Consider the following 21,230-nt stretch of genomic DNA (forward strand, 5'->3'; position numbering starts at 1 on the left):
TTCACCATTTTCGAAAAATCGCCAACGTGAAATCCCTGTCCCTCATCCTTGCCCTTCTTCTGGCCTTGACGCTCGCCATCGTCAGCCTGTTCGTCGGCGTGAGCAACGTTTCGCTCACAACGCTTTTCGCACCGGACACGAGTGCAGACGCGCTGCGCGTGCTGCTCGTCAGCCGCATTCCGCGCACGCTGGCGCTGATACTGGCCGGAAGCTCGATGGCGATTGCCGGTCTCATCATGCAGATGCTGGTGCGTAACCGCTTCGTGGAGCCTTCGACGGCGGGCACCACCGAATCCGCCGGCCTCGGCCTGCTCACCGTCACCCTGCTGGCGCCGGACACGCCGATCTTCGGCAAAATGCTGGTGGCCGCCGTCTTCGCGCTCGCCGGCACCGCGCTGTTCCTGCGTATCCTCAGGCAAGTGCCGCTGCGCGACGTGCTGCTGGTGCCGCTGATCGGCATCATGCTGGGCGGCGTCATTTCCGCCGTCACCACCTTCTTCGCTTATCGTTTTGATCTGCTGCAATCGCTGGGCGCATGGATGACGGGGGATTTTTCCGGCGTGCTGCGCGGCCGTTATGAATTGCTGTGGATCGGCTTCCTCTTCGCCATCGCCGCCTATCTCGCCGCCGACCGCTTCACCGTCGCCGGCATGGGCCGCGATTTCACCACCAATCTCGGCCTCAACTATCGTCGGGTCATGGCGCTCGGCCTCACCATTGTCTCGCTGGTCAGCGCAGTCGTCGTCGTCACTGTCGGCATGATCCCCTTTCTCGGGCTGATCGTGCCGAATGTCGTCAGCCTGATGATCGGCGACAATATGCGCCGCTCCGTGCCCTGGGTGGCGACGCTCGGCGCGGTCTTCGTGCTTTCCTGCGACATCATCGGCCGAACCGTGCGCGCGCCTTACGAGATACCCATCGGAACCGTGGTCGGTGTCATTGGCAGCGCGCTGTTCCTCTATCTCCTGCTGCGGAAACGCCACCATGCGTGAGAGACATCCCGACCGGCGTGCAAAAACCGTTCTGCTCGTGCTTGCGGCATTCGCACTCATCTCCATGGCTGCCTTCATGACGCTGGGCGCCAAGGGCAGCTGGAGCTTCGTGCTGCCGTTTCGCGGCATCAAGCTTCTGTCGCTGCTGCTGGTGGCCTATGCCATCGCGGTCTCTACCGTGCTGTTCCAGACGGTCACCAACAACCGCATCCTCACCCCTTCGGTAATGGGTTTCGATTCGCTTTACGTGCTGATGCAGACCGGGCTGATCTTCGTTTTCGGCTCGGCAACGGTCGTCATGATCGATCCGCAACTGAAGTTTCTCGCCGAAACCACCCTGCTCGTCGCCTTTTCCGCCCTGCTCTATCGCTGGCTTTTCGTCGGCGCGGAACGCAGCCTGCATCTTCTCGTGCTGGTCGGCATCGTTTTCGGCGTCTTCTTCCGCAGCCTCTCGGGCTTCATGCAGCGCGTGCTGGACCCCAATGAATATACGGTGCTGCAGGATGTGCTGTTCGCCAGCTTCAATTCCATCGATCCGACGCTTCTTGCCGTCTCCGCCATCATCATCGGCGTGGTGACCATCATCGGGCTCAGGCTGATGCACACGCTCGACGTCCTCTCGCTCGGCCGCGCGACGGCCATCAGCCTCGGGGTTGAATATAAGCGCACGGTCACCGTCATCCTCGTGCTGGTCTCCGTGCTCGTCGCCGTCTCCACGGCGCTCGTCGGCCCGGTCATGTTCTTCGGCCTGCTGGTCGCAGCCCTTGCCCATTATCTCGCCGGCAACGGCAAACACGCCTATGTGCTGCCGGCGGCGATCCTCATCGCCGTGATCTGCCTCGTTGGCGGCCAGGTGGTGCTGGAGCGGGTCTTCGCCTTCGATACGGCGCTCTCGATCATCATCGAATTTCTCGGCGGCATTGTCTTTATCGGTCTTATTTTGAAGCGGGGTGCGCGATGATAATCGCCAGTCAGATCAGCAAATCCTATGGCGACAGCCTCGTCGTTGATGGCGTCTCCGTCTCCATTCCGGCAGGCGGCGTCACCTCCATCATCGGGCCGAACGGTGCGGGAAAATCGACGCTGCTCTCCATCGTCGCAAGGCTGATGTCGATGGATGCCGGAACGGTGACCGTCGACGGTCTGGATGTCACGAAAACCCCTTCCGATACACTGGCGAAGCGGCTCTCCATATTGCGGCAGGACAACCACATCTCCTCACGCCTGACAGTGCGCGACCTCGTCGGTTTCGGCCGTTACCCCTATTCCAAGGGCCGCCCCACCATCGAGGACAAGGTCCATATCGACCGGGCGCTGGAATATCTGCATCTCGAAACCCTTGCCGGCCGGTTTCTGGACGAACTTTCCGGCGGCCAGCGCCAGCGCGCCTTCGTGGCCATGGTGCTGTGCCAGGATACCGATTACGTGCTGCTCGACGAACCGCTCAACAATCTCGACATGAAACACGCCTCCAGCATGATGAAGATCATGCGCCGCGCCGCCGACGAGCTGAAGAAGACCGTGGTTCTGGTGCTGCACGACATCAACTTCGCCTCCTGGTATTCAGACACCATCATCGCCATGCGCGAAGGCCGCATCTGCCATCAGGGGCCGGCGGAACAGATCATCCGTCCGGACGTCCTCAAGGACATCTACGACATGCCGATCCGCGTCAATGAGATAGACGGCCGGCGCATCTGCCTGTTTTACGAATGACATGATGATTGTGCAGGATTTTTGCTGTCCCAGTGCTTAGCATGGAACAGGGCCACAGGCCCGGACGTTAAACGACGGACTTTTCCAAAGCGGCATTCCGTCCGCAACTTCAGGAGACATCGATGAAGACGCACAAGACGAAGAACGACCTGCCTTCCAACGCCAAGTCGACCGTGATCGGCATTCTCAACGAATCGCTGGCCTCGGTGATCGACCTTGCACTCATCACCAAGCAGGCGCACTGGAACCTCAAGGGCCCACAATTCATCGCCGTGCATGAGCTTCTCGACACTTTCCGCACCCAGCTCGACAATCACGGCGACACCATCGCAGAGCGTGTGGTCCAGCTTGGCGGCACGGCACTCGGCAGCCTGCAAGCCGTCTCGTCCACGACGAAGCTCAAGGCCTATCCGACCGATATCTACAAGATCCACGACCATCTCGACGAACTGATCGAGCGTTATGGCGAAGTCGCGAACATGATCCGCAAGGCTATCGACGATTCCGACGAGGCGGGCGACCCAACGACGGCGGATATCTTCACCGCAGCCTCGCGCGATCTCGACAAGTCGCTGTGGTTCCTCGAAGCGCATGTGCAGGAAAAGAGCTGAGCGGGAAACGGCTCTTGCCTGCCCAAACAGCAAAGCGCCCGAGATACCCGGGCGCTTTTTTTTAACGGAATGGCGCAATCAATGCCGACGTAAGACCGCAAGCCCTATGTCGCGCAACATTTCATGGTCGAGAATGCCGCGCTGGGCGCTTCGGATCAAAACCGCTGCGCACTCATTGGCAACATGGCTGCTGCGATCTTGAAGGCACTCGAAACATACGCCATCGAAAATATTCTGTAGATCGGTGATCTGTTCTGGCGACAATTGTGCGCCAACTCTTTCAAAAGCTGCGTACGACAAGGCTCATCCTCCCGATGATGATATGCCAAGTATCGTTCCCAATATCGTTTCGATTTTTTCGTGGACAGGAAATTTGTACACCCGAACGAATCACTTGTCGAATCAGATTTTAACCAAATGTAAATAGGTTATTTTCTGGCCTCCCCGCCGGCCGCCACCCTCGTGACAGGGAGATAAAAACCAGCTGAAACAATATCTTCAGTAGAAATTCCCTTCGCGTCAGCCCGTGATGGCCGCCAGATTTCAGATAAATCCGCAGACAGGCGGATTTCCACCGAAACCGCAAAAGAAACTGTTGCATTCCAAAAACGATTGAGCGATATAGCACCCGTCGCCGCTTCGGTGGCCCACGGTTCAGCGAACTACCCCGGACCGGTGGATTTGAGCGGGTGTAGCTCAGGGGTAGAGCACAACCTTGCCAAGGTTGGGGTCGAGGGTTCAAATCCCTTCGCCCGCTCCAAATTTCCAGAACAGGCAGATATATCTTCACTGCACCCGATGTGAGACGCGTCGTTTCCATGGGCTGTGACGCGCATCACCGTGCGAAATGCGCGAGGATTTCCCATACATGGGGAAACCGGGAAGGGCGCTTCCTCCCCGGTCCTTTATCGTCAGGCGGCCTTGTCCCAGACGGGTGCAAGCCCTTCCGGCGAAACGATGCGACCATCCGGCCTGGCAAGCGCACGGATCGCCGCCATTTCATCGGCGGAAAGCTCGAAATCGAAGATGGCGAGATTTTCATCGACGCGGGCTTCGCTGACCGTCTTCGACAGTGCGATGACACCCTGCTGCTGCACGAGCCAGCGCAGCACCACCTGCGCCACGGACTTGCCACGGCCTGCGGCGATTTCCTTCAGCACCGGATCGTTAAACACTTTGCCGTCGGCCATGCCGTAATAACCCGTCACCGACATGCCGGCGGCCTTTGCCGCGGCGATAACCACGTCCTGATCGATATAGGGGTGGTATTCGATCTGGTTGGTCACGATCGGGGCCTTGGACAGCTTCACCGCCTCGGCCATCAGCGCCGTGCTGAAATTGGAAACGCCGATATGGCGAACCTTGCCCGCTTCCTTCACCGCGTTCAGTGCACCGATCTGTTCGGCAAGCGAAACCGCCTCGTTCGGCCAATGCAGCAGCAGCAGGTCGACATAATCGGTCTTCAGCTTTTTCAGGCTCTCATCCACGGAGGCGAGAAAGGCATCGTGCCTGTAGTTTTCGACCCAGACCTTGGTGGTCAGAAACACGTCGCCCCGTGCCACACCCGAAGCAGCGATAGCTTCCCCGACTTCGGCCTCATTGCCGTAGATCTGGGCGGTATCGATATGGCGGAAACCGGCTTTCAGCGCATGGGGAACGATGCGCAGCACATCGGCACCGGGAATACGAAACGTGCCGAAACCCAGCGCCGGGATCGAAGCGCCATTTGCGGTAACATCAAACATATATTTTCTCCTTTGAAGTGGCCCGGCCGACTTGGGAGCGGCCGGGAATTTTATGAAAAGTTCAGGCGGTTTTCAGCGTCAGCGCGGCGCGGCGGTCGAGCGTGCTGCTCCAGAGGGTCAGGAGCAGGGCCACGGCGACGAGGATGGCGCCGACCCACGGGGTTGCGGCAAGACCCATCGGCGATTCCACCACCAGACCGCCAAGCCATGCGCCAATGGCGATGCCGAGGTTGAAGGCGGCGATGTTGAGCGCCGAGGCGACATCGACGGCGCCGGGGCGATGTTCCTTGGCAAGCTGCACCACATAAAGCTGCAGGCCGGGAACATTGGCGAAGGACAGGAAGCCGAGCGCGGCAAGCGTGATCAGCGTCAGCACCGGCGAGAAGGCGGCGAAGGAAAAGACGAGCAGCACGATGGCCTGCGCCAGGAAGAGGCCGATCAGCGCCCTGGCCGGGTTATGGTTGGCGATCCTGCCGCCGCCGATATTGCCGGCCGCAATGGCGATGCCATAGAGCACGAGGATCAGGCTGACGCTCTTTTCAGAAAAGCCGGTGACATCCTGCAGGATCGGCGCAAGGAAGGTGAAGGCGACGAAGGTGCCGCCGTAACCGAGCGCGGTCATGGCGAAAACGATGAGCAGGCGACCGGAGCCGAGAACACGGACCTGATCGAAGAGGCTCGCCGGCGGCGCCTTCTTGAGCGTGTTCGGCAGAAGCGTCGCAATGCCGAAGAAGGCGATGACGCCAAGGGCGGCAACGACCCAGAAGGTCGCACGCCAGCCGAAGACCTGCCCGATATAGGTGCCGAGCGGAACGCCGGTGACGATGGCGACCGTCAGCCCCATGAACATCATAGCAATGGCCGAGGCGCGACGATTTTCCGGCACGAGATCGGCGGCGATGGTGGAGCCGACCGAGAAGAAGACGCCATGGGCGAAGGCGGCGATGACGCGGGCGACAAGCAGCATCTCATAGCTGGGCGACAGGGCGGCCGCGCTGTTGCCGATGACGAACAGGGCCATCAGGCCGAGCAGCAGCGGCTTTCGTTCGATCCTGCCGGTCAGCGCCGTCAGGATCGGCGCACCGAAGGTGACGCCCAGCGCATAAACGCTGACGATGAGGCCGGCAAGCGGCAGGGTGATGTGGAGATCGGTCGCGACGGTCGGCAGAAGACCGACAATCACGAACTCCGTGGTGCCGATCGCATAGGCCGCGATCGTCAGGGCAAATATGGCCAATGGCATGACGAATACCTCTTCGCCCGGAGCGGGATCGCGGGCGTTCTGGACAGCGATGCTGTCGGTTTGGATCGTTTGGACAGCGACGCCGTCCGGTTGGATCAAATCTATGGACGCAATATGGGCGAAGGGGACTTGCATGATAATCGGCAAGGTCGGATAAATACCTTTGAATTGATTTCACAGGCGGTGCGGCGATGGACAACAGGGCCGGAGAAATGGAAGTCTTCGTGGCGGCGGCCGAACTCGGCAGCTTTTCCGCCGCCGGGCGCAGGCTGAAGCTTTCACCCTCGGCGGTGAGCAAGCTTGTCACACGTATCGAAGACCGCCTCGGCACCCGGCTGCTTGCCCGCTCCACCCGGCTTGTCACGCTTACACCGGAGGGCGAAGTCTATCTTGCGCGGGCAAGGCGCATTCTCGCCGACATAGCCGAGACCGAGCAGATCGTGGCGAGCGGCGGCAAGGTGGTGCCGCGCGGCCTTTTGCGCGTCAACGCCACGCTGGGCTTCGGCGAACGTTATCTCCTGCCGCTTGCGCCGGAATTTTTGTCGCTTTATCCGGAAATCGAGCTGGATATCTCGCTGACCGACGGCGTCATCAGCCTGATCGAGGAACGCACCGATATCGCCATCCGCTCGGGCGCGATGGGAGATTCATCCCTGAAGGCGAGAAAGCTGAAGGAAGTCCGTCGCGTCATCGTCGCCTCCCCCGCCTATATCGAACGACACGGCATGCCGGAAAAACCGCAGGATCTGGCGCGGCACAATTGCTTCAGCTTCAATTTCAGCCGCAGCCTCAACGAATGGGCGTTTCGCAACCCCGGTTCTACGGAAGTCTACCGCCTGCCCGTAACGGGCAACGTCTCGATCAACAGCGGCATGGCCATGCGAAGGCTCTGCCTGACGGGCTTGGGGCTGGGAAGAGTCGGCGAATTTCATATCGAGCCGGATATCGAGGCGGGCCTGCTCGTGCCGGTGCTGGAAGACTATAATGCCGAGGAAATGGAAGTGATCCACGCGGTTTATGCCGGTCACGAACACCTGGCCGCCCGCGTGCGCGCCTTCATCGATTTTGTCGCGGCAAGGGTCGGGCGGTGACTGGCCGCCTCAGACCAGACCGTGCATCAGCTTGGCCAGCCAGTCGACAAAAACGCGGACCTTGTTGGTTACATGCCGGGTCTGCGGATAGACCACATAGATCGGCATGGCCTCGCGCCGCCATTCGGAAAGCACCGGCACCAGCTCGCCCCGCGAAAGCGCATCCTTCACCATGAAGACGGGAAGCTGCACGATGCCCATGCCGGCCAGCGCCGCATTGAGATAGGTGCGGCTGTCATTGACCGAGACGACATAATTCGGGGTCAGCTCGACGCTGCGCACGCCATTGTCGAAGGAGGCCGGCATGATCTGGCCGGTGGTGGCATTGAGGTAGCCCACCGAATAATGCTCCTTCTCCAGATCCTCCGGTTCTTGCGGCATGCCGAAATTTTCGATGTAGGACGGAGAGGCGAATGTCTCGAACCGGAGTTCGCCGACTTTACGGGCAATCAGCGACTGATCGCGCAGCACGCCGACCCGCAGCGCACAGTCGACATTCTCCGCGATATAGTCGACCAGACGGTCGCCGACACCGAGATCGAGACGGATTTGCGGATAACGCTGGTAAAATTCGCAAAGATGTGGGATAACCACCAAGTCCGCGAAGACACCGGCCATTTCCACCCGCAACCGGCCGGAGGGCTGCACCTGCGCGCTGGACATGCTACCGTCAAGTTCTTCGATTTCCGATAAAATCTGTGAGGCCCGCTCATAATAGAGAGCGCCGTCCGTTGTCAGCATCACCCGACGCGTGGTGCGGTTAAGAAGTGTGGTGTGCAGATGCGCCTCCAGCGCCTGCACCATATTGGTGACAGTGGTTTTCGGCATGTTCAGCGCGGTGGCGGCGCGGCTGAAATTGCCGGTTTCCACGACCCGCGTAAAAACCCGCATGGCGGAGAGCTGATCCATTCACTGCCTCGGAGATATGATTATCCGTGATTTCGGAATAGTGTTTTCAAATTTGCATGCTTGATCGTTTCGATCCGAACAATAATATGGATTTCAGATTTTGCAATATGATCCGCCCTCAAGCATGTCGCGCAAAAGTGCGTTGCGGTTTTGCGGTGACGACATGCGGCAAGATAAAAACTTAAAGCGCAGGAGCGTATCCGAAGGATCGCAACACGCTTTAAGTGGCGGCGCAAAGGATTTGGAGTCATGAACGCGCATTGGGAAAATATGGGTAGCGAGACGTCCGCGTCGAAGCTCTCCGTGCGCCGTTATGAAGGTTCCTGCCTCTGCAGCCATCCGCCTGTCGTGCTTTATCTGCGCGGCGGATCGTTTCTGGAACCCGGTCTCGAGCCGGGCGGCAATTGCCCCGAGCTTCCGGTGGCCCGCGCGCTTGCGGAAAGCGGCGCAGTGGTCGTGGAAGCCGACTATAGCAAGCCGTCCGGCAACGAGTTTCCGATGGTCATCGATTGCGCCTATGAGGCGCTCGATCATCTGAGCCGGGACCGCAAGCATTATGGCGGCGCGAAATCGCTGCTGTTCGTGGCCGGCGAAGAGGCTGGCGGCAATGTGGCGGCGGGGCTTGCCTTGAAGGCCCGCGACCGCATGCCGGGCAAACTCGCAGGCCAGATTCTTCTGTCGCCCATGATCGACCCGATGATGACGACGGAATCCTTCCGCGATGCGGACAGGATCGGCATGCGCCAGCGCTGGGCCGATGGCTGGAGCCATTACCTTGCCAAGGCGTGCGGGTTTTTCCACCCCTATGCCGCGCCCTGCCAGTGCACGCGGCTGAACCGGGTGGCACCGGCGCTGATCTTTACCGCCGAGGACGACCCTCTGCGCGACGAAACGGTCAATTATGCAGACCGCCTCATCGCCTCCGGTGTCAGCGTCCGGCAGCATGTTTTCCCCGCCGGCGTCGGCTGGACGGGGCTTTATCAAGGAGAGGGCGGCGGATGGGTTTCATCCGTCTGTTCGGAGTTCAAGACCTTCGTTGACCAGTTGAAACACTGAATACCGCATCGAGAGCATTTCCAGGAAAAGTGGCCACCGGTTTTCCGTCCGGAAATGCGACAGAACTAAAGAGTTTGAGCATTTCCAGGAAAAGTGGACCCCGGTTTCCTGTCCGGAAATGCGAAAAAGCAAAGAGATAGAGAAACTGACCGGCTCCTGATCGGGAGCCAAGGAGAAACCCATGACGCTGAACACAAAGCGCCGGGCCCTGACGGGCGCCGGTATCGGGCTTGCTATGTCCGTTGCAGCCGCAGCACTGTTTTTCGACCTCCCCACCAGCCGCAATGCCACGGCCGCCTCCACGCCTGCCGAAACGCCGGCGATCCCGGTCACCGTCGCCAAGGTGGAAAGCCGCGACGTCATGCGCTGGGAAGAGTTTTCCGGCCGTCTCGAAGCCGTTGACCGGGTGCAGATCCGCTCCCGCGTCGCCGGCCAGATCAAGGCCGTGCATTTCCGCGAAGGCGCGCTGGTAAAGGAAGGCGATCCTCTCTTCACCATCGACCCGGCCCCTTATCAGGCTGCCGTTGCAGGCGCTGAAGGACAGGTTGCTTCGGCCGAAGCCAAGGTCAGCCTTGCCAAAACGGAACTCGACCGTGGCCGCAGGCTTTCCGACAATCGCACCATCTCCCAGAGCGATCTCGACCAGCGTCAAAGCTCGTTTGCGGATGCCGAAGCCCAGCTTCGCGCCGCCCGCGCAGCCCTGACCACGGCTCAGCTCGATCTCGGTTATACCGAAATCCTCGCCCCGGTTTCCGGCCGCGTCGGCCGTATCGAAATCACCGCCGGCAACCTCGTCGCCGCCGGCTCGACCTCGCCGGCGCTCACGACACTGGTATCGGTCAACCCGATCTATGCCAGCTTCAACGCCAGCGAAGGCGTCGTGGCCAAGGCGCTTGCCGAACTGCCGCAGACGGACGGCGCCCTGCCCGCCCTCGAACAGATCCCGGTGGAAATCGGCACGCTTTCGGATGAGGGCACGCCGATCAAGGGCACGCTGCACCTGATCGACAACCAGGTGGATTCGGCAAGCGGCACCATCGGTGTCCGCGCCGTCTTCGAAAATCCGGACGGCAGGCTCATTCCGGGCCAGTTCGTGCGGGTACGCATGGGTGAACCGAAGCCGGAGAACCGCATCGTCATCAGCGACCGGGCCATCGGCACGGATCAGGACAAGCGTTTCGTCTTCGTGGTCGATGCCGAAAACAAGGTGAGCTACCGCCAGATCAAGCCGGGCGCACCGGCCGATGGCCAGCGCATCATCGAAAGCGGCCTCGCCGCCGGTGATACGATCGTCGTCAACGGTCTGCAGCGCATTCGCCCCGGCGCGACCATCGCACCGCAGGCGGAAGACAAGGTTGCTGCTTCGCAGTAACCCGCCTCTTTGATCAGCAAGCGTCCCGCGCTTTCGCGAGACGCCCCTTCAGACAGAACCGGCCTTCACCGGCGGCAGGATTGCCGCCGGAACGGCCTTCGCATTCCCAAAGACCCGGAGAGGGACTGGATATGAATATTTCCAGATTTTTTGTCGACAGGCCGGTATTCGCCGGCGTTCTGTCGATCCTGATTGTGGTGGCAGGCCTACTCGGCATGCGCGCCCTGCCGATTTCGGAATATCCCGAAGTCGTTCCGCCATCCGTCGTTGTCCGCGCCACCTATCCCGGCGCGAACCCGACCGTTATCGCCGAAACCGTCGCGACACCGCTGGAAGAACAGATCAACGGTGTCGAGGACATGCTCTATATGGGCAGCCAGGCGACGTCCGACGGCGTGCTGACGCTGACCGTGACCTTCAAGCTCGGCACCGACCCTGACAAGGCGCAGCAGCTGGTGCAGAACCGCGTGTCGCAGGCCGAACCGCGCCTGCCGGCGGAAGTCCGCGCACTCGGCATCACCACCGTCAAGAGCTCGCCCGACTTCATCATGGTCGTCAACCTCGTCTCGAAGACCGACGCCTATGACATCACCTATCTGCGCAACTATGCGACGCTGAACGTCAAGGACCGGCTTGCCCGCATCGAAGGTGTCGGCCAGGTGCAGGTCTTCGGCGCAGGTGACTATTCCATGCGCGTCTGGCTCGACCCGCAGAAGGTGGCCGAGCATGATCTGGCCGCAAGCGACGTTTCCGACGCCATCCGCCAGCAGAACGTGCAGGCAGCAGCCGGCGTCATCGGCGCTTCACCGAGCCCGAACGGCGTCGACCTGCAGCTGAACGTCAATGCCCAGGGCCGTCTGACGACGCCGGAGGAATTCGGCAACATCATCGTCAAGAGCGGCGCCAATGGTGAAATTACGCGCCTGCGCGACGTCGCCCGCATCGAACTCGGTGCGGCCGATTACACGCTGCGTTCACTGCTGGACGGCGAACCCGCCGTGGCTGTCGCCGTGTTGCAAGCTCCCGGCTCCAATGCCATCGAAATCGCCGACAATGTCCGCGCCACGATGGACAATCTGCAGCTGGCAATGCCCGACGGGGTGAAATACGAAATCGTCTACGACACGACGAAATTCGTGCGCTCCTCCATCGAGAAGGTTGTCGACACACTCCTCGAGGCCGTTGGCCTCGTGGTGCTTGTCGTCATCCTCTTCCTGCAGACCTGGCGCGCCTCGATCATTCCGCTGATCGCCGTTCCGGTCTCGATCATCGGCACCTTCGCCGTCATGTATGCCTTCGGCTTTTCCATCAACGCGTTGACGCTGTTCGGGCTCGTTCTCGCCATCGGCATCGTGGTGGATGACGCGATCGTGGTGGTGGAAAACGTCGAACGAAACATCGAAAACGGGCTCTCGCCGCGTGACGCCACCTATAAGGCGATGCGCGAAGTGTCCGGGCCGATCATCGCGATTGCGCTGGTGCTGGTTGCGGTTTTCGTGCCGCTTGCCTTCATCTCCGGCCTGTCCGGCCAGTTCTACCGGCAGTTCGCACTGACCATCGCCATCTCCACCGTCATTTCGGCCATCAACTCGCTGACGCTGTCGCCCGCTCTTGCAGCCCTGCTGCTGAAGGAACACGGCGCACCGAAAGACTGGCTGACCCGCTTCATGGACAAGATCCTCGGCTGGTTCTTCCGCGGCTTCAACCGCGCCTTCGGCGCAGCCTCGAACGGCTACGGCAAGACCGTGGGCGGGCTGGTGACGCGCAAGAGCCTTGTCATGATGGTCTATATGGCGCTGGTGGCCGCCACCTACGGCATGTTCACCACCGTCCCGAGCGGCTTCGTGCCGGCGCAGGACAAGCAGTACCTGATCGGCTTCGCCCAGCTTCCGGACGGCGCAACGCTTGACCGCACCGAAAGCGTCATCAAGCGGATGAGCGACATCGCGCTCGAAACACCCGGCGTCAGCCACGCCATCGCCTTCCCGGGCCTGTCGATCAACGGCTTCACCATCGGCTCCAATTCCGGCATCGTCTTTGCGGTTCTCGATGATTTCGAAAAACGCAAGACACCAGAACTGTCCGGCGGCGCCATCGCCATGCAGCTGAACCAGAAATATGCGGGCATTCAGGATGCCTTCATCGCCATGTTCCCGCCGCCGCCGGTCAACGGTCTCGGCCAGACGGGCGGCTTCAAGCTGCAGATCGAAGACCGCGCCGGCTACGGCTATCAGACGCTGGATGAAGCGACGAAGGCGGTGATCGGCAAGGCCTATCAGACGCCGGAGCTGGCGGGTATCTTCTCCAGCTATCAGATCAACGTGCCGCAGCTCTTCGCCGATCTCGACCGCGCCAAGGCGGAACAGCTGGGTGTATCCGTCAGCGACGTCTTCCAGACGCTGCAGATCTATCTCGGCTCGCTCTATGTCAACGACTTCAATGCTTTCGGACGGACATACAGCGTGCGGGTTCAGGCGGATTCCCAGTTCCGCGCGCATGCCGAAGATATCGGTCGCCTGAAGGTTCGCTCCGCATCGGGTCAGATGATCCCGCTGTCGACGCTCTTGAAGGTAAATGCGACGACGGGGCCGGAGCGCACCAACCGTTATAACGGCTTCCTTGCGGCCGATATCAACGGCGGTCCGGCACCGGGCTTCTCCTCGGGACAGGCGCAGGCGGCGATTGAAAAAATCCTTGCCGAAACCCTGCCCGCAGGCGTCGATTACGAATGGACGGACCTGACCTACCAGCAGATTCTGGCCGGCAATTCCAGCATCGTGGTCTTCCCCTTGGCGCTGCTGCTCGTCTATCTCGTGCTCGCCGCGCAATATGAAAGCCTCACCTTGCCGATTGCGATCATCCTGATTGTCCCGCTCGGTGTGCTTGCGGCCCTCACGGGCGTCTGGCTGACGGGAGGGGATAACAACATCTTTACGCAGATCGGCCTTGTCGTCCTTGTGGGTCTCTCGGCGAAGAACGCGATCCTGATCGTGGAATTCGCCCGGGAACTGGAATTCGAAGGACGAACGCCGCTTCAGGCGGCCATCGAGGCAAGCCGGCTTCGCCTGCGCCCGATCCTCATGACCTCGCTCGCCTTCATCATGGGCGTGGTGCCGCTGGTCGTCTCCACCGGTGCAGGTGCGGAAATGCGTGCGGCCATGGGTGTCGCGGTGTTCTCCGGCATGATCGGCGTAACGTTCTTCGGCATCTTCATGACACCGGTCTTCTACGTGCTGGTGCGCAGGCTGGCGGGCAATCGTCCGCTCATCCAGCACAAGCAGGAAGAACCGGCCAATTCGGACTACAAGCTCGAAAAGGCCGGCTGAGACCGCACTCCCATCCACCGCCACCTTCGAAGCAAGCCCGCCGCGCATCCCCCGATGCGCGGCGTTTTTATGCCTGGAAACGTCTATGCGACTCCACTGAAATAGAATCGGTTTCAAATGCTTAAGCGGGAAAATCGCCTATATTGTCCCGCATTGAACCTGCCAAAAATCAATATATCCGCACCAACTCGACGGATCGGCAAGAAACGATGCTATTTTATGCTTTGTATTTTGTGGTAGATTCTCAAGAACAGGGTGATTCGGACTAAATGATTTAGTTCAGGGGCTGCATGATGGAGCAGGAATACGAAAACTGGGCAACGACCGTTGCCTATTCGATAGTGATGCATGAAGGTCTGGATCTGGCGCTTTCCGCGCAGAATCTGGACAGAAGCAAGACCAGAAACAACCGTGAGCGACTGATGGAAGCCATTCGCACATCGTTGCTGGAAGCGCGTTCGCGCAGCCATCTGACGGCGGCGTAGCGGCTTTACCCCGTGCCTGGCTCCGGTCTCCTGCTTGCGGCATATCTTCCGCAGCGGTATCAGGCCGGAAGCAGGTCGGTCCGCACTGCGGCCTTCAACGGCAGATGATCCGAGGCGATGCGCGCCAGCGCGCTGTCATGCGCCTCCACCTGCTCGATCAACCCTTCACGATTGGCGATGATCCTGTCGAGCGCGAGCACCGGCAGGTTGGACGGAAAACTCGGCACCGCCGGCGGCAAAGCGCCAAAAGCATCCCGGAACGTATTGAGCGACGACCCGTTGCCGAGACGCCATTCGTTCAGGTCTCCCATGAGGATGGTCGCGCATTCGTTGCGTGCTTCCAGAAGGCCGATCAATGCTTTCGCCTGCTGGGCGCGGGAATGTCTGAGAAGTCCGAAATGGGCGGCGATGACCCGCAGCGTGCCGCCGCGTTTGAGATCCAGCTCCACGACGAGCGCGCCGCGCGGCTCCAGCCCCGGCAATTTAAGCGTATGCACATCCCTCACCGCCCCTTCCTTGAACAGCACGACATTGCCGTGCCAGCCATGCGCCTTCACGCCGGCCTGCACGGGCACGGGGATAAGGCCGCTTTCCCGCTCCAGCCGCGCGAGATCGAGCAGGCCGGTGCGCTCGCCGAAACGGCTGTCCGCTTCCTGAAGGGCGATGATGTCAGCGCCGATTTCCTGAATGACGCGGCTGGTGCGATCGGGGTCGAACTTGCGGTCGCGGCCGACGCATTTATGCACATTGTAGGAGGCGATCACGGGGAAGGAATGATCTTTCGTCGCTGGCGCCGCATTCTGGCGCTGGCGGCGGTCGCGCAGCGACTGCATGACGAAGGCGGACAGGCTGGTGTTTTTCGTCAAAGCCGTTTTTTCATCATCCAGCAAACCGTTCTTTTTCACGCGTCGATGCCTCCGGTCTCGCGCAGCGCCCTGTCGGACGCACCGCACTCTAAAGATAAGGCGAAGCGAGCCACAGGACACGCTCCACAAAACGGACAACGAATGGCCGCGCATTCAGTTCGCTGAGCCGCACGGGCAAGGCGGTTGCCCGTGCATCCCGGATGCGCTCGCCGATTGTCGCGGCGAATTCCTCATCCATAACTTCGAGATCGATCTCAAAGTTCAATCGCAGCGAACGCGGATCGAGATTGGAAGAGCCAATGTAGCTCCAGCGCCCGTCGATCACCAGAAGCTTGGAATGATTGAAAGCCCCCGTCGCCCGCCAGATGCGGCAGTAATTCTTCAGCATCTGGTCGAACTGCGCCGTCATCGCCCTGTCCACAAGCACCAGATTGTTGCTTTTCGGCACGATGATATCCACCACGACTCCCCGCCTTGCTGCGGTTATGAGCGCCGAAATAAGCTCCCGATCGGGGAGAAAATAGGGCGACATGATGAGAATGGAGGAGCGCGCGACGGAAAACGCGCCCATCAGCATCTTGTGACTGGTCTCGATACTTTTGTCCGGCCCGGAGGAGCAGACGCGGGCGACGATCTGCGAGCCCGGCACGCCATCGGGAATGGCGATATCCCAGACCGGCGCATCCAGAAGCTCCCTTGTCGTGAAGCGCCAGTCCTCCGCCGCAATGGAGAAAAAATCCGATACAACCGGCCCGGTGATCTTGAAATGCGTGTCATGCGACTGGCTTTCGCCGCCGAATTCCTGGGTGAAACCCTCGCGGATATTCATGCCGCCGCTGAACGCGATGCGCCCGTCCACCACGAGGATTTTGCGGTGGGTGCGCAGATTGGCATAGGGCAGCCGCAGCCCCATGATGACGTTGCCGTTGAAGACATCGCAGACGATGCCCTTTTCCCTGAGCGTCGGCAGGATGCTTGGCACCGAATAACGCGCACCCACCGCATCCACCAGTACCCGCACCTCCACGCCGCGAAACTTCGCCCTTTCGAGCGCCGCGACAAAGCGGGCGCCGATCCGGTCATTGTCGAAAATATATGTTTCGAGAATGATCGACCGCTTCGCCTCGTCGATGGCATCCAGCATGGCGGCATAGGCGGCATCCCCCGTCACCAGCGGCTCTATGCCGTTGCCTGTCGTCAGCGCATGGCGCGTCACCCGGTCGCCCAGCGTCTTCATCGCCTCGAACCGGCGTCCGAAGCGCGCGGCTATCGTCTCGCCGCTGGCATCCAGACGCGCCACGCGATCCATGATCTCGTCCTGCATGAAGGACCGCTGCTGCGTGATGTTGGACCGGCGAATGCGGTTGATGCCGGCAATGGCATAGATGACCGCGCCGACGATGGGCGACAGCACGATGACGCCGACCCAACCGAGCGCGGAGCGGACCTCCTCCTTCGTCATCGTGGCATGCACGGCCGCCACGGTTCCCATCAAAATCGAGAGAACGGCAAGGATATGCGGCCAATAGGCAATGACGAGATCGAGCATGCTACAACTATAGAGTACTTCGGCAATCTCGCAATGACAGGCAGGTAGCGCTGGCAGAGACAGAGAACCTGACCGCGCCATGCTTTTGCGGGACAGACCCTTGCGGGATTAACGGTGGAAACCGGCCTTGCGATATGTCATGAGAGCGCATCTTGATCTTTGGGCAGTGGCAAGGCGGGGTGCACTTGCGGGCTTTCTGCCTCGTTTGAAAGCAAGAAGGCCGTGATGCAGGAAAATACACAGGGCGCCGTCATCGTCATTTCCAGCCATGTCATGCGTGGCTCCGTCGGCAATCGTGCCGCTGTCTTTGCGCTGGAGACACTCGGTTATCCGGTCTGGGCGGTGCCCACCATCGTCATGCCCTGGCATCCCGGCCACGGCCCTTCCACCCGGATGCGCTTTCAGGACGACGATTTCGACAAGGCAATGACCGACCTCGAAAACGCCAAATGGATCGGCGAGGTCAAGGCTGTTCTGACCGGTTATTTCGGCAGTGCCGCGCAGGTGCGCTCCGTCGCAAGGCTGATCCGCAATCTGAAGGAAAAGAACCCGGCGCTGATTTACGCCTGCGACCCGGTCATGGGCGATCTGGGCGGGCTTTACATTCCGCTCGAGACCGCAGAAGCCATCCGCGATCACCTCATCCCGCTTGCAACCGTCGCCACGCCGAACCGTTACGAGCTGGCCTGGATGAGCGGCGCGGAGCTCGAGACCAACAATGCCATCATGGATGCCGCGCTCGCCCTCGGCCCGCCGAAAATGCTGGTCACCTCAGCCGTGCCGATGATGACGGGCGGCACCGGCAATCTTTATCTCAGCGGCCGCCACGCGCTGCTTGCCGAACATCGCGCCATTGAGAATGCGCCGAACGGCCTTGGCGACCTGATGTCGGCGCTGTTCCTCGCCCGCCTGCTGGAAGGCATGGATGACGAAAAGGCGCTGCAGCTCGCAACCGCCAGCGTGTTCGAAATTCTGGCGCGCACCAAAAAACGCGACATGAACGAACTGACGCTGGAGACGGACTCTTCCAGCCTCTCCACACCCATGGCAATGGTGCAGATGCGCCATCTCTTGCATCCTTCGCGCAGCAAGCGCAAATAGCGGCTAGAGCATTTCCAGGAAAAGTGGCCCTCGGTTTTCCGTCCGGAAATGCGACAAACAAGGAGTTGGAGCGGTTTCGCGGTTCGAAGAAAGGCGAAAATGCTCCAAAGGATTGGTCTTCAACGCACCGAGTTCTTTTCTTGATCTCGGTCCAACCACAACGGTACTGCGATAGATGAAAGATTTTCCGGAAACCCTTCTCAACGGCTACAAGAACTTCATGAGCGGCCGCTATGTTGACGAGCGCGAAAGATACCGCGTTCTGGCCGACACCGGACAGAAGCCGCAGACCCTGTTCATTGCCTGTTGTGACTCCCGCTCCGCGCCGGAAACCATTTTCGACTGCGGACCGGGAGAGCTTTTCGTCGTCCGCAACGTCGCCAACATGGTGCCGCCCTTCGAGCCGGACGGGCAGTACCACGCCACTTCGGCGGCTATCGAATATGCCGTTCAGGTTCTGAAGGTGAAGGATATCGTCGTCATGGGCCACGGCCGCTGCGGCGGCATTCAGGCAGCGCTCGATCCCAATCTCGAACCGCTGTCGCCGGGCGATTTCATCGGCAAATGGATGAACATGGTCAAGTCGGCCGCCGAGCAGATCCAGAGCAACGATGTCATGACCGCTTCCGAGCGCCAGACCGCGCTGGAACGGGTTTCCATCCGCAACTCCATCGCCAATCTGCGCGGCTTCCCCTTCGTCAAGGCGCAGGAAACCGCCGGCAAGGTGAAGCTGCACGGCGCATGGTTCGATATTTCGACCGGCGAATTGTGGGTGATGGACAGCAAAACGGGCGATTTTCGTCGCCCGGATCTGTGATTTTCAAAGCCTCGTCACCCCGGACTTGATCCGGGGTCCAGCGCGATCAAGTCCTTGATCGAGCAAGACTTCTCCACGGCGCAGACGCGCCGTGGCTGGATGCCGGATCATCCTCGGGCTTGTTCCGGGGACCGGCATGACGGAAGTGAAATTTTAGCCCGTGGAAAGCGGCCTTATTGGCCGTCAATCGCCTTGCCGATGAAGGCGATGGCCTGCTGGTAGACGCTTGCGGCGTTCCAGCCCTGGATGGCGGCGTAGTTCGCCTGTCCCTGCTGATAACCGGCGCCGCGCTGCCAGCCATGGCCGACAAGGAAGTTCGCGGTGGAGGCCAGCGCATCGGCGCGCGAGCCGACGAGATCGATACGGCCGTCGCGGTCGAAATCAACGCCGTAACGCACGACGTTCAGCGGCAGGAACTGCGTCTGGCCGATTTCACCATGGGCCGCACCCTTGGCGTTGACGTTCAGCGAACCGCTGCCGACGAGCTTGAGGGCCGCATAAAGCTGCTCGGTGAAGTAATCCGAACGACGGCAATCGAAAGAAAGCGTCGCCACGGCGGAAAGCGTGTGCTGGTTGCCCATGAAGCCGCCAAAGCCGGTTTCCATGCCCCAGATGGCGAGCAGCGGGCCGGCCGGCACGCCATAGGCGCGCTCGATGGAAGCAAAGAGAGAAGCGTTGTTCTTCTTCATGGTCTTGCCGCGCGAAATGATCGTCTGACCGCCGCGCTTCTGCATGAACTGTTCGAAGGAGAGCTTGAAGCTGTGCTGGCCGCGGTCTGCGCGGATCGTCGCCTGGTTGTAGGAGACGCCGGAGAAAGCACGGTCGAGCACCGAGGCGCTGACGCCGCGGCCCGCCGCTTCCTGCTTGAAGGCGCCGACCCAGGCATCGAAGCCCGCCGAAGTGTTGCCGCATTGCGCAGCCATAACCGGCGTCGCTGCCAGAACCGAAACCATGGCCACACCAGCCAGAATTACCTTCATTGCCCGCATCAAAATCTGCCTTCGATATCCTTTGGGGAATTTTTCCCGAGAACCAAACCGTCAATACTGTATGATTCAGGTGCCAAAACTGTCTTTTGGCGGCCTAAATTGCCTTTCGGCAGCAAGGCCTGCAAATAAACTGGCCGTGATCGTCGCCAATTATGAAACCCGCCTGCCCCACACAGAACAGACGGGTTATACTTAACGAACCTTAAAAAATGGTATCAGGCTGCCGCCTTGCGGGGCTTGATGAAACCACGATTGATCAAGAGTTCGGCGATCTGGACGGCGTTGAGAGCCGCACCCTTGCGCAGATTGTCGGAAACAACCCACAGATTGAGGCCGTTTTCGACCGTCGCATCTTCGCGGATACGCGAGATATAGGTCGCGTCCTCACCGGCGGATTCAACCGGGGTGATGTAGCCGCCGTTTTCGCGCTTGTCGATGACGAGGCAACCCGGCGCTTCGCGCAGGATATCGCGCGCCTGATCGGCGGTGATCTCGTTTTCGAACTCGATATTGACCGATTCCGAATGGCCGATGAAGACCGGAACGCGCACGGCCGTGCAGGTTACCTTGATCTTCGGATCGAGCATCTTCTTGGTTTCGGCCAGAACCTTCCACTCTTCCTTGGTGTAGCCGTCTTCCATGAAGACGTCGATATGCGGAATGACGTTGAAGGCGATGCGCTTGGTGAACTTCTTGGCTTCGACCGGATCGGCTACGAAGACGGCGCGGGTCTGCTGGAACAGCTCGTCCATGCCTTCCTTGCCGGCGCCGGAAACCGACTGGTAGGTGGAGACGACGACGCGCTTGATCTTGGCGAAGTCATGCAGCGGCTTCAGCGCGACGACGAGCTGTGCCGTGGAGCAATTGGGGTTGGCGATGATGTTCTTCTTGGTGAAGCCCGCAACCGCATCGGCATTGACTTCCGGAACGATCAGCGGAACGTCCTGGTCGTAGCGCCATGCGGAAGAGTTGTCGATGACGACGCAGCCCTGCTGGCCGATCTTCGGCGACCACTTCTTGGAAACATCGCCGCCGGCCGACATCAGGCAAATATCCGTGTCGGAAAAATCGTAGTTCTCGAGGTTCGAGACCTTCAGCGTGCGGTCGCCATAGGAGACTTCCGTGCCCTGCGAGCGGGCGGAAGCGAGCGGCACGACTTCATCGGCGGGGAAACCGCGTTCGGCCAGGATATTGAGCATTTCGCGACCGACGTTGCCGGTGGCGCCTGCAATTGCAACTTTGAAACCCATGATCAAGCTCTCTTTCTGTCTCTCCTCTTTTTGGTGAGGTGGGAACCCGCATCAGATCGCGGCTTCCTCGATCCCCAGCCAAACCGGGGAGAGAGCGGTGGCCAGAGACGTT

Annotated in this window: 19 protein-coding genes and 1 tRNA gene; 12 read left to right on the forward strand and 8 right to left on the reverse strand. The window is 60.4% G+C overall.

Annotated features, from left to right (window positions below):
* Window positions 1-26: 26 nt before the first annotated feature.
* The 4 genes from CFBP4996_RS10735 to dps all read left to right on the forward strand — a co-directional run bounded on the left by CFBP4996_RS10735 (window position 27) and on the right by dps (window position 3,319).
* Window positions 27-992, forward strand: a complete 966-nt coding sequence (locus CFBP4996_RS10735) for an ABC transporter permease (RefSeq protein ID WP_162935816.1) — start codon at window positions 27-29, stop codon at window positions 990-992.
* Complete coding sequence (locus CFBP4996_RS10740) at window positions 985-1,953, forward strand: iron chelate uptake ABC transporter family permease subunit (protein ID WP_080850944.1); 969 nt, start codon at window positions 985-987, stop codon at window positions 1,951-1,953. The genes CFBP4996_RS10735 and CFBP4996_RS10740 overlap by 8 nt, the downstream gene beginning before the upstream one ends.
* Window positions 1,950-2,708, forward strand: a complete 759-nt coding sequence (locus tag CFBP4996_RS10745; protein WP_080850942.1) for an iron ABC transporter ATP-binding protein — start codon at window positions 1,950-1,952, stop codon at window positions 2,706-2,708. The genes CFBP4996_RS10740 and CFBP4996_RS10745 overlap by 4 nt, the downstream gene beginning before the upstream one ends.
* Window positions 2,709-2,830: 122 nt before the next feature.
* Window positions 2,831-3,319, forward strand: coding sequence for a DNA starvation/stationary phase protection protein Dps (gene dps / locus CFBP4996_RS10750; RefSeq protein ID WP_059758872.1), 489 nt, complete (start codon window positions 2,831-2,833; stop codon window positions 3,317-3,319).
* Window positions 3,320-3,397: 78 nt separating this feature from the next.
* On the opposite strand, the gene CFBP4996_RS10755 is transcribed toward dps, so the two are convergent.
* Entirely contained in the window at window positions 3,398-3,619 is a 222-nt protein-coding gene (locus CFBP4996_RS10755) for a hypothetical protein (RefSeq protein WP_004443464.1), read from the reverse strand.
* Between the two features lie 385 nt (window positions 3,620-4,004).
* On the opposite strand from CFBP4996_RS10755, the gene CFBP4996_RS10760 reads away from it, so the two are divergent.
* Window positions 4,005-4,079, forward strand: a tRNA-Gly gene (locus CFBP4996_RS10760).
* A 151-nt stretch (window positions 4,080-4,230) separates the two neighbouring features.
* Here the strand turns inward: CFBP4996_RS10760 and CFBP4996_RS10765 are convergent.
* The gene (locus CFBP4996_RS10765; RefSeq protein WP_080850940.1) at window positions 4,231-5,064 is read right to left on the reverse strand and encodes an aldo/keto reductase; all 834 of its coding nucleotides are present in this window, start codon (window positions 5,062-5,064) and stop codon (window positions 4,231-4,233) included.
* A gap of 61 nt (window positions 5,065-5,125) precedes the next feature.
* Complete coding sequence (locus CFBP4996_RS10770) at window positions 5,126-6,307, reverse strand: MFS transporter (protein ID WP_080853090.1); 1,182 nt, start codon at window positions 6,305-6,307, stop codon at window positions 5,126-5,128.
* A 191-nt stretch (window positions 6,308-6,498) separates the two neighbouring features.
* On the opposite strand from CFBP4996_RS10770, the gene CFBP4996_RS10775 reads away from it, so the two are divergent.
* Entirely contained in the window at window positions 6,499-7,398 is a 900-nt protein-coding gene (locus tag CFBP4996_RS10775; protein WP_080850939.1) for a LysR family transcriptional regulator, read from the forward strand.
* 9 nt (window positions 7,399-7,407) lie between these two features.
* Here CFBP4996_RS10775 and CFBP4996_RS10780 read toward each other — a convergent pair whose 3' ends face one another.
* Window positions 7,408-8,307 (reverse strand): LysR family transcriptional regulator, encoded by a 900-nt coding sequence (locus CFBP4996_RS10780; protein WP_080850937.1) that lies wholly within the window; start codon window positions 8,305-8,307, stop codon window positions 7,408-7,410.
* A 249-nt stretch (window positions 8,308-8,556) separates the two neighbouring features.
* On the opposite strand from CFBP4996_RS10780, the gene CFBP4996_RS10785 reads away from it, so the two are divergent.
* From CFBP4996_RS10785 to CFBP4996_RS10800, 4 genes are all read left to right on the forward strand, one after another.
* Entirely contained in the window at window positions 8,557-9,363 is an 807-nt protein-coding gene (locus CFBP4996_RS10785; RefSeq protein ID WP_020809339.1) for an alpha/beta hydrolase fold domain-containing protein, read from the forward strand.
* 181 nt (window positions 9,364-9,544) lie between these two features.
* Complete coding sequence (locus CFBP4996_RS10790) at window positions 9,545-10,735, forward strand: efflux RND transporter periplasmic adaptor subunit (protein ID WP_080850934.1); 1,191 nt, start codon at window positions 9,545-9,547, stop codon at window positions 10,733-10,735.
* A gap of 131 nt (window positions 10,736-10,866) precedes the next feature.
* Complete coding sequence (locus tag CFBP4996_RS10795; RefSeq protein ID WP_020809338.1) at window positions 10,867-14,061, forward strand: efflux RND transporter permease subunit; 3,195 nt, start codon at window positions 10,867-10,869, stop codon at window positions 14,059-14,061.
* 290 nt (window positions 14,062-14,351) lie between these two features.
* Window positions 14,352-14,546 (forward strand): hypothetical protein, encoded by a 195-nt coding sequence (locus CFBP4996_RS10800; protein ID WP_003522620.1) that lies wholly within the window; start codon window positions 14,352-14,354, stop codon window positions 14,544-14,546.
* Window positions 14,547-14,605: 59 nt separating this feature from the next.
* Here CFBP4996_RS10800 and CFBP4996_RS10805 read toward each other — a convergent pair whose 3' ends face one another.
* Both CFBP4996_RS10805 and CFBP4996_RS10810 read right to left on the reverse strand, forming a co-directional pair.
* Window positions 14,606-15,451 carry an endonuclease/exonuclease/phosphatase family protein gene (locus tag CFBP4996_RS10805; RefSeq protein WP_080850931.1) on the reverse strand — a complete coding sequence of 282 codons (846 nt, stop codon included), beginning with the start codon at window positions 15,449-15,451 and terminating at the stop codon, window positions 14,606-14,608.
* Window positions 15,452-15,500: 49 nt separating this feature from the next.
* Window positions 15,501-16,961 (reverse strand): phospholipase D-like domain-containing protein, encoded by a 1,461-nt coding sequence (locus CFBP4996_RS10810; protein WP_080850929.1) that lies wholly within the window; start codon window positions 16,959-16,961, stop codon window positions 15,501-15,503.
* Between the two features lie 225 nt (window positions 16,962-17,186).
* Here CFBP4996_RS10810 and pdxY point away from each other — a divergent pair, with 225 nt between their 5' ends.
* Together pdxY and CFBP4996_RS10820 are read left to right on the forward strand one after the other, a co-directional pair.
* Window positions 17,187-18,062 (forward strand): pyridoxal kinase PdxY, encoded by an 876-nt coding sequence (pdxY, locus tag CFBP4996_RS10815; RefSeq protein ID WP_003522623.1) that lies wholly within the window; start codon window positions 17,187-17,189, stop codon window positions 18,060-18,062.
* A 175-nt stretch (window positions 18,063-18,237) separates the two neighbouring features.
* Window positions 18,238-18,879, forward strand: a complete 642-nt coding sequence (locus tag CFBP4996_RS10820; RefSeq protein ID WP_006312112.1) for a carbonic anhydrase — start codon at window positions 18,238-18,240, stop codon at window positions 18,877-18,879.
* Window positions 18,880-19,052: 173 nt separating this feature from the next.
* Here the strand turns inward: CFBP4996_RS10820 and CFBP4996_RS10825 are convergent, their stop codons facing one another.
* Window positions 19,053-19,868, reverse strand: coding sequence for a lytic murein transglycosylase (locus CFBP4996_RS10825; RefSeq protein ID WP_003522625.1), 816 nt, complete (start codon window positions 19,866-19,868; stop codon window positions 19,053-19,055).
* 215 nt (window positions 19,869-20,083) lie between these two features.
* Complete coding sequence (locus CFBP4996_RS10830) at window positions 20,084-21,118, reverse strand: aspartate-semialdehyde dehydrogenase (protein ID WP_003522626.1); 1,035 nt, start codon at window positions 21,116-21,118, stop codon at window positions 20,084-20,086.
* Window positions 21,119-21,230: the final 112 nt, after the last annotated feature.

Source organism: Agrobacterium leguminum (genome assembly GCF_005144435.2).
GTDB lineage: Bacteria > Pseudomonadota > Alphaproteobacteria > Rhizobiales > Rhizobiaceae > Agrobacterium > Agrobacterium leguminum.

Bases quoted from the DNA above. Each gene is read 5' to 3' on its own strand.
- CFBP4996_RS10740 (WP_080850944.1), top strand. From the start codon at position 985: ATGCGTGAGAGACATCCCGACCGGCGTGCAAAAACCGTTCTGCTCGTG.
- CFBP4996_RS10745 (WP_080850942.1), top strand. From the start codon at position 1,950: ATGATAATCGCCAGTCAGATCAGCAAATCCTATGGCGACAGCCTCGTC.
- dps (WP_059758872.1), top strand. From the start codon at position 2,831: ATGAAGACGCACAAGACGAAGAACGACCTGCCTTCCAACGCCAAGTCG.
- CFBP4996_RS10765 (WP_080850940.1), bottom strand. From the start codon at position 5,064: ATGTTTGATGTTACCGCAAATGGCGCTTCGATCCCGGCGCTGGGTTTC.
- CFBP4996_RS10770 (WP_080853090.1), bottom strand. From the start codon at position 6,307: ATGCCATTGGCCATATTTGCCCTGACGATCGCGGCCTATGCGATCGGC.
- CFBP4996_RS10775 (WP_080850939.1), top strand. From the start codon at position 6,499: ATGGACAACAGGGCCGGAGAAATGGAAGTCTTCGTGGCGGCGGCCGAA.
- CFBP4996_RS10780 (WP_080850937.1), bottom strand. From the start codon at position 8,307: ATGGATCAGCTCTCCGCCATGCGGGTTTTTACGCGGGTCGTGGAAACC.
- CFBP4996_RS10785 (WP_020809339.1), top strand. From the start codon at position 8,557: ATGAACGCGCATTGGGAAAATATGGGTAGCGAGACGTCCGCGTCGAAG.
- CFBP4996_RS10790 (WP_080850934.1), top strand. From the start codon at position 9,545: ATGACGCTGAACACAAAGCGCCGGGCCCTGACGGGCGCCGGTATCGGG.
- CFBP4996_RS10795 (WP_020809338.1), top strand. From the start codon at position 10,867: ATGAATATTTCCAGATTTTTTGTCGACAGGCCGGTATTCGCCGGCGTT.
- CFBP4996_RS10800 (WP_003522620.1), top strand. From the start codon at position 14,352: ATGATGGAGCAGGAATACGAAAACTGGGCAACGACCGTTGCCTATTCG.
- CFBP4996_RS10810 (WP_080850929.1), bottom strand. From the start codon at position 16,961: ATGCTCGATCTCGTCATTGCCTATTGGCCGCATATCCTTGCCGTTCTC.
- pdxY (WP_003522623.1), top strand. From the start codon at position 17,187: ATGCAGGAAAATACACAGGGCGCCGTCATCGTCATTTCCAGCCATGTC.
- CFBP4996_RS10820 (WP_006312112.1), top strand. From the start codon at position 18,238: ATGAAAGATTTTCCGGAAACCCTTCTCAACGGCTACAAGAACTTCATG.
- CFBP4996_RS10825 (WP_003522625.1), bottom strand. From the start codon at position 19,868: ATGCGGGCAATGAAGGTAATTCTGGCTGGTGTGGCCATGGTTTCGGTT.
- CFBP4996_RS10830 (WP_003522626.1), bottom strand. From the start codon at position 21,118: ATGGGTTTCAAAGTTGCAATTGCAGGCGCCACCGGCAACGTCGGTCGC.